The organism is Micromonospora sp. NBC_01740 (assembly GCF_035920365.1).
In the GTDB taxonomy this organism is placed as follows: domain Bacteria; phylum Actinomycetota; class Actinomycetes; order Mycobacteriales; family Micromonosporaceae; genus Micromonospora; species Micromonospora reichwaldensis.
In genome coordinates this window covers 3286521-3299110 of sequence record NZ_CP109150.1, presented here as the reverse complement: position 1 = coordinate 3299110, position 12590 = coordinate 3286521, and the positions used below count along the sequence as shown (strand labels likewise).

The following is a 12590-nucleotide window of genomic DNA, read 5'->3' as shown; positions in this document are numbered from 1 at the left end:
TCTATCGGCCGTCCGACACTCCGCAGGCTGGCCCGGACGCCCGCCCACCGACCGGGGGTGCTGAGCGCCTGGTCAGCCTGCGGATGGATCGCGGGCGGCCGGGCGCGCGCCCGCGGGAGTCAGGCCGCGATCCGCAGCCGCCGGGGCGCCGGGACGGCCGGGGTGCCCCGGTACGCCGGCCCGGACGGGGTCCAGGAGCCCAGCACGGCGGCCCGGGCGGCGCCGGTCACCGAGGGCAGCGCGCCGGGCAGCCCGTGCCAGGAGAGCCAGCCCAGCAGGGCGAACGCGTAGGCCTCCTTGGCCTGCGCGGGCACCCCCAGCTCGTCGGTGGTGCGCAGCCGCCAGCGCCCCGCCCCGAGGGCCGCCAGCCGGGCGGTCAGGGTGGGGTTGCGCACCCCGCCGCCGGCCGCCACCACCTCCGCCACGCCGTGCCGGTCGCACTCGGCGGCCACCACCCGGGCGGTCAGTTCGGTCAGGGTGGCGAGCACGTCGTCGGCCGGCACCGCCTCGTCGAGGGCGGCCAGCCGGGCGTCCAGGTAGCCGGCGTGGAACAGCTCCTTGCCTGTCGACTTGGGCGGCGGCGCCGCGTAGTACGGCTCGGCGAGCAGCGCGTCGAGCAGCCCGGGGTGCACCCGACCGGCCGCCGCGCGGGCGCCGTCGAGATCGCAGGGCCGCCCGAGGAGGCGGCGGGCCGCCGCGTCGAGCAGCGCGTTGGCGGGCCCGACGTCGTACCCGAGCACCGGCGCGCCCGGCGCGAGCACCGTGAGGTTGGCGATGCCGCCCAGGTTGAGCGCGGCGCGTGGGGCCGCACCGTCTGCCGGGTCGAGCAGCAGCGCGTCGAACGCCGGGACCAGGGGCGCGCCCTGCCCGCCGGCCGCGACGTCCGCCGAGCGCAGGTCGCTGAGCACGGGTACGCCCACCCGGGCGGCCACCCGGGCCACCGCGCCCAGTTGCAGGGTGCCCCGGGCGCGCCCGTCGGCGACCCAGTGGAAGACCGTCTGCCCGGGCGAGACCACCGCGTCGACCGCGCCGCCGGCCAGCTCGACGCCGAGGGCCGCCGCCTCGGCGAAGACCTCGCCGAGGCGGTTGTCCAGCCGGCAGACCGCCTCGATCGTGGTGCTCCCGGGCGGCAGCAGCGCGCCGATCGCTTCGCGCAGTTCGTCGTCGTAGTCGAGGGCGCGGTGCCCCAGCGGGCGCAGCCGCAGCGTGTCCCCGTCGAGGGTGAACTCGGCGGCGGCCACGTCCACCCCGTCGTAGGAGGTCCCCGACATCAGTCCGACGATCTTCATGGCGTCAGGCTAGCGGGCGGCTCCGTCGGGCGGCAGGAGCAGACCGACCAGCTCGACGTGCTGGGTCATCGGGAACAGGTCGAAGCCGCGCAGCACGGTCAGCCGCCAGCCCAGCCCGGCGAAGGTGCGCACGTCGCGGGCGAAGGCGGCCGGGTCGCAGGCCACGTACGCCACCGCGCGGGGACCGGCGGCCACGATGTCGCGCACCACCCGGGCGCCCGCGCCGGAGCGCGGCGGGTCGAGCACCACCACGTCGACCGGGCCGGTGATCCGGCGGCGGGCCAGCGCGGTCTCCACCCGGGCCGGCACGACCTCCACCCGGGGCAGGTCGCGCAGGTTCTCCCGGGCGGCGGCGACGCCCTGCGCCGCCGACTCGACCAGGGTGACACGGCCCGCGTCGCCGACCCGGCCGGCGAGCGCGGCGGCGAAGAGCCCCGCCCCGCCGTAGAGGTCCCAGGCCCGCTCCCCCGGGCGCGGGTCGACCAGCTCCAGCACGGCGTCGACCAGGGTGTCGGCGGCGGCCGGGTGGACCTGCCAGAACGACGACGCCGGCAGCGTCCACTCCCGGCCGGTGGCCACCTCGCGGACCCGGTCCGGGCCGCTCACCGTGCGGGGCGCCCCGTCGGCGACGGCGGTCACGGCCACGTCCCCGCCGGTGGAGGCGACGGTCTCGACCGCGTCCGCGTCCGGCCAGCGCGCCCCGGTCGGGGCCAGCACGGGCAGCTCGCGGATCGCCGGGTGGGCGATCAGGCAGCGGTCGATCGGGACCACCTCGTGCGAGCGGTGCTTGAGCAGGCCGGCCCGGCCGGCCCCGTCGACGGCGTAGCGGACCCGGGAGCGCCAGCCGAGCGGCCCGCCTGGCAGCGCCTCGACCCGGACGCCGAGGGCGTCCAGCTCGGCGTCGGTGAGCCCGCCGAGGCGGGTGAGCTGCTCGCGCACCACCGCCGCCTTCCAGTCGAGCTGGGCGGCCGGGGCGACGTGTTGCAGGTCGCACCCGCCGCACCGGCCCGGCTTCGCGTACGGGCAGGGCTGCTCGACCCGGTCCGGGGCGGCCTCGAGCACGCTCACCGCGTCGGCCCGGACGAACCCCTTGTGCACCTCGGTGACCTCGGCGACCACCCGCTCGCCGGGCAGCGCGTGCCGGACGAAGACCACCTGGCCGTCCACCCGCGCGACGCAGTGCCCGCCGGGCGCGACCGCCCCCACGGTCAGCTCGACCCGCTCGGCCTCCTCCAGCCCCCGGTCGTTACCGTGCGCCCTCACCGTTCACCTCCACCACTCTGGCCGCTCTCGCCGGGCGGCGCGGACACGACGGGCGGGACGCTCGGCGGCAGGGTGCCGCGCGGCGCGACCCGGGGGCCGCGTGCCGGCCCCCGGCTCAGTGTGGCGTCCAGCCGGTCCAGGTCCTTGCCGGCGGTCGAGGCGAGCTGCCACGGCACGCTGGTCACCATCACCCCCGGTTCGAAGAGCAGCCGGCCTTTCAGGCGCAGCGCGCTCTGGTTGTGCAGCAGGTGCTCCCACCAGCGCCCCACCACGTACTCCGGGATGAAGACCGTGACCACGTCGCGCGGCGACTCCCGGCGGACGCCGGCCACGTAGTTCAGGATCGGGCGGGTGATCTCCCGGTACGGCGAGTCGACCACGGTCAGCGGGACGGGCAGGTCCCGCCGCTCCCACTCCGCCTGCAACTCCCGGGTGTCCTTCTCGTCGACGTTGACGGTCACCGCGGTCAGCGTGTCCGGCCGGGTGGCCCGGGCGTACGCGATCGCCCGCAGCGTCGGCTTGTGCAGCTTGCTGACCAGCACGACGGCGTGGTTGCGGGCGGGCAGCACGGCGCGGCCCTCGTCCGGCGGGGTCAGCTCCGCCGCGACCCGGTCGTAGTGTCGGCGGATGCCCAGCATCAGCACGTAGATCATCGCCATCGCGGCGATGGCGATCCACGCGCCGAGCAGGAACTTGGTGACGAGCACGACGATCAGCACCGCGCCGGTCATCGCCATGCCGAAGGTGTTGATCGCCCGGGAGCGGAGCATCCGCCGGCGCGCCTGCGGGTCCCGCGCGGTCCTCAGGTGCCGGTTCCAGTGCCGGATCATGCCGGCCTGGGAGAGCGTGAACGAGACGAAGACGCCCACGATGTAGAGCTGGATGAGCTTGGTCACCTCGGCCTGGAAGCCGACGATCAGCACGATCGCGGCGACGGCCAGGAAGACGATGCCGTTGGAGAAGGCCAGCCGGTCGCCGCGGGTGTGCAGCTGCCGGGGCAGGTAGCGGTCCTGGGCGAGGATCGAGCCGAGCACCGGGAAGCCGTTGAACGCGGTGTTCGCGGCGAGGAAGAGGATCAGCGCGGTGACCCCGGCGACCACGAAGAGCAGCACCGAGCCGGAGCCGAAGACCGTCTCCCCGAGCTGGGTGGTGACGGTCTTCTGCACGTACCCCTCGGGGCCGGAGATGATCTGGAGCCGCGGGTCCTCGACGAACTGGAGGCCGGTGAGGCGGGACAGCCAGATGATGCCGACCAGCATCGCCACCGAGATGGTGCCGAGCAGCAGCAGCGTGGTGGCCGCGTTGCGGCTCTTCGGGGCCTTGAACGCCGGCACCCCGTTGGAGATCGCCTCCACGCCGGTCAGCGCCGCGCAGCCCGAGGAGAAGGTGCGCAGCAGCAGGAAGACCAGGGCGAAGCCGGTGACGCTGTGCTCGGCCTGGATCTCCAGGCCGGCGCTGGGCGCGCGCAGGTCGTGGCCGAGCACGAACACCCGGACCAGGCCGGTGAGCAGCATCCCGACCATCACGATGATGAAGCCGTAGGTGGGGATGGCGAAGGCCGTGCCGGACTCCCGCAGGCCGCGCAGGTTCACCGCGGTGAGCAGCACCACCGCGGTCACCGCGATCAGCACCTTGTGGGTGGCCACGAACGGCACCACCGAGCCCAGGTTGGCCACCCCGGAGGAGACCGAGACCGCGACCGTGAGCACGTAGTCCACCAGCAGCGCGCTGGCCACCGCGACCCCCGCCCGGGGTCCGAGGTTGACCGTGGCCACCTCGTAGTCGCCGCCGCCCGAGGGGTAGGCGTGCACGTTCTGCCGGTAGCTGGCCACGACGGTGAGCATCACCACCACGACGGCCAGGGCGATCCACGGCGAGAAGAAGTACGCCGAGGCGCCGGCGATGGAGAGGGTCAGCAGGATCTCGTCGGGCGCGTACGCGACGCTGGAGAGCGCGTCGGACGCGAACACGGGCAGCGCGATGCGCTTGGGCAGAAGCGTGTGCTTGAGCCGGTCGGACCGGAACGGTCGACCGAGGAGCAGCCGCTTCAGCAGCGAGGTGGGTCTGGCCACAACGGCCAAGCGTACGACCAGCCGGGTGGGCGTCGTGGGGTGGTCGAGCGCGGCGGGGCGGACCGGCGGAGTACCGTCGGTCCGCACTCGCGCCGGGAACGTGGCAGGCTCGCAGACGGCACGCTCACCGGCCGGTGTGGCGCACCTTGAGGAGGGACGCGGTGCATGTCGTGATCATGGGTTGTGGCCGGGTCGGCTCGACCCTCGCCTACAGCCTGGAGTCCCGGGGGCACTCGGTCGCGGTCATCGACCACGACGCCGACGCCTTCCGCCGGCTCGGCCCGGACTTCGCCGGGATCACCGTCACCGGCGCCGGCTTCGACGGGGAGGTGCTGCGGCAGGCCGGCATCGAGCGGGCGGACGCCTTCGCGGCCGTCTCCAGCGGCGACAACTCCAACATCATCTCGGCCCGGCTCGCCCGGGAGACGTTCGGCGTGTCCCGGGTGGCGGCGCGGATCTACGACCAGCGCCGCGCGCAGGTCTACGAGCGGCTCGGCATCCCCACCGTGGCCACCGTCCGGTGGACCGCCGAACGGATGCTGCGGCACCTGGTGCCGGAGGGGAACGTGGAGATCTTCCGCGACCCGACGAGCACGGTGTCGATCATCGAGGTGCCGGTGCACAAGGACTGGGTCAGCCGGCCGGTACGCGCCCTGGAGGGGGCGACCGGGGCCCGGGTGGCGTACCTGATCCGCTTCGGCATCGGCACGCTGCCGACCCGCTCCAGCGTCGTCCAGGAGGGCGACCAGCTCTTCATGCTGGTCACCGACGACATCGCGGAGACGGTCACGTCGGTGGCGGCGGCGCCGCCGGAAGGAGGGCTGTGAGCATGCGCATCGCCATCGCCGGCGCGGGCAACGTGGGCCGCTCGATCGCGCAGGAGCTGATCGACAACGGCCACCAGGTGATGCTCATCGAGCGCCAGCCCAGGATGCTCCGCCCCGACCGGGTGCCGGCCGCCGACTGGGTGCTGGCCGACGCCTGCGAGCTGGCCAGCCTGGAGGAGGCCGACATCGCCGGTTGCGACGTGGTGGTCGCGGCCACCGGGGACGACAAGGTCAACCTGGTGGTCTCGCTGCTGGCCAAGACCGAGTTCGCGGTGCCCCGGGTGGTGGCCCGGGTCAACCGGGCCGAGAACGAGTGGCTCTTCACCGAGCAGTGGGGCGTCGACGTCGCGGTGAGCAAGCCGCGGGTGATGGCGGCCCTGGTCGAGGAGGCGGTCACCGTCGGCGACCTGGTCCGGCTGATGACGTTCCGGCAGGGCGAGGCGAACCTGGTGGAGATCACCCTGCCGCCGACCGCCCCGTACGTCGGGGAGCCGTTGCGCGCGGTCCCCCTGCCCCGCGACTCGGCGCTGGTGGCGATCCTGCGCGGCAAGCGGGTGCTGGTGCCCACGCCGGACGACCCGTTGGAGGCCGGCGACGAGCTGATCTTCGTGTGCACGGCGGAGGTCGAGGACGCGGTCCGCGCGGTGATGCTCGGGGCGGACAGCGTCGAGCGCACCCGCGAGCAGCGCTGAGGCGGCGGTCTCAGCCGCCGGGCAGCGCCTCGGACTCCGCCTCCCGGGTGACCCGGCGGACCGTCCAGACCGTGATCAGCAGCAGCAGCACGTACGGCGGGTAACCCAGCACCAGCCGCGCCACGCCGAGCGCCGTGTCCTGGTGGGCGAGGTAGAGCCCCGCCTGCACGCCCACCTTGGCCAGCCACACCACGCCCCACAGCACGGTGAGCCCGGTGAAGGTGCGTACCAGGCGCGGATCGTCGCGCCACTCCGAGCGGCCCTTGGCCACCAGCACCGACCAGATCCACCCCACGAGGGGCTGCCGGAGCGCCGCCGAGAGCAGCAGGGCCAGTCCGTAGCCGATGCCGTAGAGGATGCCGGGAAGGTAGAAGTCGCGTTCGTCGCCGGTGCGCCAGGCGATCGCGGCGCCGACGGCGACGCCGAAGAGCCCGTTGACCGCGTGCCGGACCGGGCGGCGCTGCGCCAGCCGGAGCCCGGCGATCGCGAGGGCCACGGCCACCGAGGCGATCACGGCGGGCCGCAGCTCGCCGATGATGTTGGCCAGCACGAAGACGACCACCGGGATGCTGGACTCGACCAGGCCCCGCCAGCCGCCGAGCTGGTCGGCCATCTGCTCGGCGAGGGTGGGCAGCGGCTCCTCGCCCTGCGGGTCGCTCTCCGGCTGTGCCGCCCGGTGCTGTCCCGTCGTCATCGCACGCCTTCCGTCCGCCGCGGCCACCGGATCACTTCGGCGGTTCCAGCTCGTAGTACGGGTTGTAGATGACCTTGCGGTCGTCGCGCACCGCCACCCGGCCGCGCGCGGTCAGGTGCCGGCCGGGCTCGATCCCGGCGATGTGCCGCCGGCCCAGCCAGACCAGGGTGACCACGTCGCTGCCGTCGTAGAGGTCCGCCTCCAGCGTGGGCAGGTTGGTCCGCGGGGTGTAGACGACCGTACGCAGCCGACCGGCCACCGAGACCACCTGGCCCCGCATGCACTGCCCGGCCGGTACACCGCCGTGCTCGGCGCTCTCCCGGCGCAGCTCCTGCGCCTCGATCTCCGCCTCGCTCGCCGTCAGCCGTCGCAGCATGCGGCGCAGCGGACCCCGGCCCTCGTCGGTCGACATGACCTCCGCGTCACCCTCTCCACGCTGGGCCGACGCGTCGCCGGCACCCGGGACGACCCCGGCGACGCCGGAACCGTCCCGCCAGCGTACGCCGACGGGGCCGGTCCCGGTGCGTCGTGACGGTCGGTCAGGCCTCGCGGGGCGCGGGCGCGGGGTTGCCGTCGGCCGGTGCCTCGGTGCCCGCCTGGTCGGCCACCTCGCGGGGCAGCCGCAGCGGCAGCGGCTCGCGCACCGGCTTGGCCTCCTGGCCCCGGTCGACCACCAGGCCGTCGAGGCACTCGGCCAGCGGGCCGGCGGCGGCCGGGTCGGTGGCCACCTCGCCCTGGTAGACGCCGCGGACCATCCAGCGCGGCCCGTCGATGCCGACGAACCGCAGGGCGGTCAGCCCGTCCGGGGTACGCACCCGGGCGTGCAGCTCGGTGCCGTACTCGCCCTGGACCTCCTGGGCCGCCGCGCCGTCGTTGAACAGCGACTGGCGGATCTCCTCGCGCACCTCGTCCCAGATGCCCTCGGAGCGCGGCGCGGCGAAGACGCCGAGCTGGAGCGCGTTCGGACCGTGCACGAGCACGACCTGCTGGATCACGCCCTCCGGGTCGGCCTGCACCCGCACCTCGACATCCCGCACCGCCGGGATGTGCAGGCTGCCCAGGTCGAGCCGCTGCACCCCCTCGGGCGCCTCGGAGATGTCGTACGGGCCGCGGGCCGGGGTCGACTCCTCGTGCGAGTCGAGGACCTCGGTCGTCCGCTCGTCACGGGCGTGCCGTCCGGCACTGTCCCGCTTCCGGGAGAAGATCACTGCGCCAACCCTCCGCTGTTCGCTCTCACCCTGCCACCTCTTCCGTCCGGCCGCCTGCCCGGTCCCGCTCTTCCCGTCGCACGTCCGGCGACCGCCGTCCGTCCGGCGCCGCCGGGGCCGCGTCCTGCCCGCCGTCCGCCGGGGACGGCACCAGGCCGGCGTGGCCGCCCGTGGAGCCGTGGCCGCCGGTCCCCCGCCGGGACTCGGGCAGCTCGGCCACCGGCCGGAAGTCCGCCCGCGCCACCCGCTGCACGACGAGCTGCGCGATGCGGTCACCACGGGAGATCTTCGCCGGTGTCTCCCGATCATGGTTGATCAGGTTGACCAGGATCTCACCCCGGTAGCCGGCGTCGACCGTACCGGGCGCGTTGAGCACCGTCACGCCGAGTCTGGCGGCGAGCCCCGAACGGGGGTGGACCAGGCCCACGTACCCCTCGGGCAACGCGATCGCCACGCCGGTCGGGACCAGGGCCCGGCCGCCGGGTGGCAACTCGACGTCCGTCGCGGCCACCAGGTCCGCGCCGGCATCGCCGGGATGGGCGTACGCCGGCAGCGGCAGCTCGGGGTCGAGCTGCCGTACGGGCACGGGTACGACGTCGGTCACGGTTCTCCTCTTCCGTCCGTTTCCTGGGGTGACCCTGCCATCCTGCCGGTTCCGTCGCCCGTCGTGCGCCGTACCCTCGCAGGAGTGAGCCTGTCACCATCCTCGCCGTCCCCGGCGCCGCCCGCGGCGGTGCCCCCGCAGCACGCCGAGCGGCTCGGTCTGCCCTGGTGGCTGTGGCTGGGTGGCCTGGCTGCGGCCACGCTGCTGGCCCTCGAGGTCTGGATGGGCGCCCCCGGCGTCCGCGCCTGGCTGCCCTTCGTCGTGCTGCTCCCGGCGACCGTCGCCGGCCTGGCCTGGCTGGGCCGGATCCGGATCGCCGTACGCGACGACGAGCTGCGGGTGGACGACGCCCGGCTGCCGGTCCGGTTCGTCGCCGACGTCGTCCCGCTGGACGCCGCCGGCCGGCGTGAGGTGCTCGGGGTCGGCGCCGACCCGCTGGCGTTCGTGGTGCAGCGGCCGTGGATCCCCGGCGCCGTGCAGGTGGTCCTCGACGACCCGGCCGACCCCACCCCGTTCTGGGTGGTCAGCACCCGGCACCCGGTCGAGCTGGCCGAGGCGCTCCTCGCCGCCCGCGACGCCGCCCGGACCTGAGTTCGTCCGGCGCCCGGTCGCGCCGTCCCGCTGCCCGACGCCGGTCCCTCCGCTCGGGCCCCGGCTGCCCGGGCGCTGTCCGTCCGTCCGGCCGCTGCCCGTTCGCTCCGACGCTGTCCGGCGCCGTTCGGGACCCTGCCCGTGCTCGGTGCCGGTTGCCCGCTCAGCGGGCGCCGGGGAGGGCCGGCGGGGCGTCCGGCAGGGCCTTGGCCTGGCGACGCAGGTCGCTGCGGAGCTGGTCCGCCATGGTCCGGGTGGCCCGGCGGTTGAGGTAGCTGGCCACCGCCGCCCCGGTGAGGAAGGGCCCGAGGGTGGTCAGGTTGCGGCCGAAGCGCTTGAGCAGCGTGTCCCGAAGCTCCTTGCGCGCGGCGGTGCCCAGCACGGCGCCCACCCCGACACCGGGCATCATCGGGTTGATCCCCCGCTGGCCGGCCCAGGACTGCACCAGGGCGACGGCCCGCTGGGTGCCGCCGCTCGGCACCGGGACCCCGTAGACCTCGTGCAGTTCGCCGATCAGCTTCAGCTCGACCGCCACCACGGCGACCGTCTCGGCGGCCAGCAGGACCGGCGCGGAGAGCAGGGTCGGGGCGACCGCCCACTCGACCGCCGCCACTCCCCCGCCGGCGGCGCCGATGCCGGCCGTCGTCCGCGCGGCGTTGCGGACCAGCCGCTCGGCCAACGCCTCGCCGTCCAGGCCGTCGAAGTGCCGGCGCAGGGTGGCCAGGTCGCGTACGGGCACGTGCGGGGCGACCTCGGCGACCGTGTCGACCATCCAGCGCACCGCGCTCTTCGGCTTGAACAGGTCGGTCAGCCCACGCGCCCGCGCCTGCCCGACGAGCCGGCCGAGCAGTTGCCGCCGGCGCGCCGGCTCGACGTCGTCGGCGGTCAGGGCCGCGACGGTGGCACCCAGCTCGTCCGTGCCGCGCGCGGGCACCGCGTCGGCGTGGTCGTCCCGCGCGACGGGGGCGTCCGCCCCGTCGGCCCGGCCCTGGTCCGCGCCACGCGTGCCGCCGGACTCGCTCCGCTCGCTCATGGTCCGACCTCCCGAATGGACCGACGTCGTCATGACGGTCACCCGTCAACGAGTCAAGCAGGTCCCCGGGAATGCCGCACGGCGGCTCGGGCAGCGGCGGCCCCGACGAGGGAGCCGCCGCTGGTGCGGACGCACGGTGTCAGACGCACTCGCGGCAGATCAGGTCGCCGTTGCGCTCGACCGCCAACTGGCTGCGGTGGTGCACCAGGAAGCAGCGGGCGCACCGGAACTCGTCCTGCTGCATCGGCAGCACCTTGACCGTGAGTTCCTCGTCCGCCAGGTCGGCGCCGGGCAGCTCGAAGCTCTCGGCCACCTCGGCCTCGTCGACGTCAACGGCGCCCGACTGTGAGTCGACGCGTCGGGCCTTGAGCTCTTCCAGGCTGTCCTCGCCGAGGTCGACCTCGTCGCGACGCGGGGCGTCGTAGTCGGTGGCCATCGGTTTCACTCTCCCATATCGATGTTGTCGCTTCCGGTTGTAACGCCGGACGACGCTGTTTCGGTTCCGCTGGCCGGCCACCACTTGTGTCGGTCACCCGACCCGAAGACAGCACGGACGGAGGCATCCCCAAGGAACACCCGACGAGCGCGGAACCATACCCCCCCATTTGGCGAGGCATGTATACCGCCCTCGTGGCTGAGATGTACGCCCCCGCACGCGAAGTTGTTCCCAATGTGACTCAGGCGACACGAAGATAGGGGTAGTACTACCCGGTTCCCGGATGGCGCGCCGGCATGTCCGGCTGTTTCCACGCGACGGCCGGACAACCGTTAACCTCAGCGGCGTACTCGACGGCCGGCGGGGCGGCCCGACCACCGGCGGCCGCCACCACCCACCCACTGTCCGGGGAGCACCCTGATGAGCTTTGCACGAGTGCGAGCACTCGTTGTCGTCGGCCTGCTGGCGGTGCTGGCCCTCGTCTTCGTGGTCGTCGCACTGGTCCGCGACACCCAGAGCAGCGCCGGCCTCGCCGGAGGCTGCCCCGAGGGCTGGCCGATGGCCGACGTGACCCTGCGGGAACCCAAGGACGTCAAGATCAACGTCTACAACGCGACCGACGAAGCGGGTCGGGCCAGCACCGTCGCGGACGACTTCCGCAACCGTAAGTTCCAGGTCAAGAAGGTCGGCAACGAGAAGAAGCACATCGACGACATCGCGGTCCTGCGCTACGGCCCGAAGGGCGTCGGCTCGGCGCACCTGCTGCGGGCGTACTTCCTCGACAACGCCGAGTGGGACTACGACGCCAAGCGCACCGACGACGTCGTCGACGTGGTGCTCGGCGGCGGCTTCCAGCAGCTCGCCACCACCACCGAGGTCAACCAGTCCCTGGGCGACCTCGGCGCGCCGGTCGCACCGGCCGAGTCCTGCCCGATGTCCGAGGACGACTGACCACGCCGTGCCCCCGGTCCCCCCCGGGGGCACGGCGCCGGCCGGTCAGGGACCGCCCGAGGCGTCCAGGTCCGCGAGGCGGTCGTGCAGCGGCTTGAACAGCGCCGCCGGCGCGGCGATCACCAGGTCCGGGCCGGCCGGCAGCCCGCCCAGCCCGGCGACCAGCAGCCCGGCCTCGGTCGCCACCAGGGCACCGGCGGCCTGGTCCCAGGCCGCGAGCCCCTTCTCGTAGTAGGCGTCCACCCGCCCCTCCGCCGCCAGGCAGAGATCCAGCGCCGCGGCGCCGAACCGGCGGATGTCCCGGATGTGCGGGATCAGCTCGGCGACCACCCGAGCCTGGTGCGCCCGGCGCCCCGGGTCGTAGCCGAATCCCGTGGCGACCAGCGCCTGGCCGAGATCGGTCTCGGTGGAGCAGCGCAGCCGCTCGCCGTCGCGCCAGGCGCCCCCGCCGGCGGTGGCCGTCCACTCCTCGCCGGTGCTGACGTTGCGCACCACCCCGGCGACCACCTCGCCGTCGACCTCGGCGGCGAGCGACACCGCACAGTGCGGGATCCCGTAGAGGTAGTTGACCGTGCCGTCGATCGGGTCCACGATCCAGCGGACGCCGCCGGGGGCGACCGGGCCGGTCTCCCCCGCCCCGTACTCCTCGCCGAGGACGGCGTCGCCCGGCCGCAGCCGGCGCAGCGCGTCGATCACCTGCCGCTCGACCGCCCGGTCGGCGGCGGTCACCACGTCGGTGACCGTGCTCTTGGTGGCCGCCACCGACACGCCCTCGACCCTCATCCGGTACGCGGTGGCGGCCGCGTCCCGGGCCACCTCGACCGCGATGTCCAGCAGTTCCGCCGGCGCCGAGCGATCCATCGTTCGTCCCCTTCCCGCACGGCCGGGGTGTTCCGGGTCACGCGCTGTACCATCCTTACAAAGTCCACA

Annotated in this window: 14 protein-coding genes; 4 read left to right on the top strand and 10 right to left on the bottom strand. The window is 74.5% G+C overall.

The genetic code is table 11. The annotated features are described in order from the left end of the window. Nucleotides 1-119: 119 nt before the first annotated feature. Genes OG989_RS15470 through OG989_RS15460 form a run of 3 tightly spaced genes read right to left on the bottom strand, consistent with a single transcriptional unit; the run spans nucleotide 120 to nucleotide 4624 of the window. Nucleotides 120-1289: an anhydro-N-acetylmuramic acid kinase gene (locus OG989_RS15470; RefSeq protein ID WP_151452457.1), complete on the bottom strand. Its 1170-nt coding sequence runs from the start codon at nucleotides 1287-1289 to the stop codon at nucleotides 120-122. Between the two features lie 9 nt (nucleotides 1290-1298). Further along, the gene (locus OG989_RS15465) at nucleotides 1299-2552 is read right to left on the bottom strand and encodes a class I SAM-dependent RNA methyltransferase (protein ID WP_327030885.1); all 1254 of its coding nucleotides are present in this window, start codon (nucleotides 2550-2552) and stop codon (nucleotides 1299-1301) included. Next, nucleotides 2549-4624 carry an APC family permease gene (locus OG989_RS15460; RefSeq protein ID WP_151452455.1) on the bottom strand — a complete coding sequence of 692 codons (2076 nt, stop codon included), beginning with the start codon at nucleotides 4622-4624 and terminating at the stop codon, nucleotides 2549-2551. The genes OG989_RS15465 and OG989_RS15460 overlap by 4 nt, the downstream gene beginning before the upstream one ends. A gap of 161 nt (nucleotides 4625-4785) precedes the next feature. On the opposite strand from OG989_RS15460, the gene OG989_RS15455 reads away from it, so the two are divergent. Beyond that, a complete protein-coding gene (locus OG989_RS15455; RefSeq protein ID WP_151452454.1) occupies nucleotides 4786-5451 on the top strand; it encodes a potassium channel family protein in 666 nt (221 codons plus the stop codon). Nucleotides 5452-5453: 2 nt separating this feature from the next. After that, complete coding sequence (locus OG989_RS15450) at nucleotides 5454-6143, top strand: potassium channel family protein (protein WP_327031173.1); 690 nt, start codon at nucleotides 5454-5456, stop codon at nucleotides 6141-6143. A gap of 10 nt (nucleotides 6144-6153) precedes the next feature. On the opposite strand, the gene OG989_RS15445 is transcribed toward OG989_RS15450, so the two are convergent. From OG989_RS15445 to dut, 4 genes are all read right to left on the bottom strand, one after another. Continuing rightward, nucleotides 6154-6837: a DUF3159 domain-containing protein gene (locus OG989_RS15445; protein ID WP_151452453.1), complete on the bottom strand. Its 684-nt coding sequence runs from the start codon at nucleotides 6835-6837 to the stop codon at nucleotides 6154-6156. 31 nt (nucleotides 6838-6868) lie between these two features. After that, complete coding sequence (locus OG989_RS15440) at nucleotides 6869-7249, bottom strand: OB-fold nucleic acid binding domain-containing protein (RefSeq protein ID WP_151452452.1); 381 nt, start codon at nucleotides 7247-7249, stop codon at nucleotides 6869-6871. Nucleotides 7250-7376: 127 nt separating this feature from the next. After that, a complete protein-coding gene (locus OG989_RS15435) occupies nucleotides 7377-8045 on the bottom strand; it encodes a DUF3710 domain-containing protein (protein WP_151452451.1) in 669 nt (222 codons plus the stop codon). Nucleotides 8046-8070: 25 nt separating this feature from the next. Continuing rightward, on the bottom strand, nucleotides 8071-8649 hold the full coding sequence (gene dut, locus OG989_RS15430) for a dUTP diphosphatase (protein WP_327030884.1): 579 nt from the start codon (nucleotides 8647-8649) through the stop codon (nucleotides 8071-8073). Between the two features lie 90 nt (nucleotides 8650-8739). Here dut and OG989_RS15425 point away from each other — a divergent pair, with 90 nt between their 5' ends. Continuing rightward, nucleotides 8740-9240: a DUF3093 domain-containing protein gene (locus tag OG989_RS15425; RefSeq protein ID WP_327031172.1), complete on the top strand. Its 501-nt coding sequence runs from the start codon at nucleotides 8740-8742 to the stop codon at nucleotides 9238-9240. Between the two features lie 163 nt (nucleotides 9241-9403). Here the strand turns inward: OG989_RS15425 and OG989_RS15420 are convergent, their stop codons facing one another. Both OG989_RS15420 and OG989_RS15415 read right to left on the bottom strand, forming a co-directional pair. Continuing rightward, the gene (locus OG989_RS15420; RefSeq protein WP_327030883.1) at nucleotides 9404-10273 is read right to left on the bottom strand and encodes a hypothetical protein; all 870 of its coding nucleotides are present in this window, start codon (nucleotides 10271-10273) and stop codon (nucleotides 9404-9406) included. A 139-nt stretch (nucleotides 10274-10412) separates the two neighbouring features. Beyond that, nucleotides 10413-10709 (bottom strand): DUF4193 domain-containing protein, encoded by a 297-nt coding sequence (locus OG989_RS15415; RefSeq protein WP_013284790.1) that lies wholly within the window; start codon nucleotides 10707-10709, stop codon nucleotides 10413-10415. Nucleotides 10710-11144: 435 nt separating this feature from the next. Between OG989_RS15415 and OG989_RS15410 the strand changes: the two genes are divergently transcribed. After that, on the top strand, nucleotides 11145-11660 hold the full coding sequence (locus OG989_RS15410; RefSeq protein ID WP_192581217.1) for a LytR C-terminal domain-containing protein: 516 nt from the start codon (nucleotides 11145-11147) through the stop codon (nucleotides 11658-11660). 45 nt (nucleotides 11661-11705) lie between these two features. Here the strand turns inward: OG989_RS15410 and OG989_RS15405 are convergent, their stop codons facing one another. Further along, a complete protein-coding gene (locus OG989_RS15405; protein WP_151452448.1) occupies nucleotides 11706-12521 on the bottom strand; it encodes an inositol monophosphatase family protein in 816 nt (271 codons plus the stop codon). Nucleotides 12522-12590: the final 69 nt, after the last annotated feature.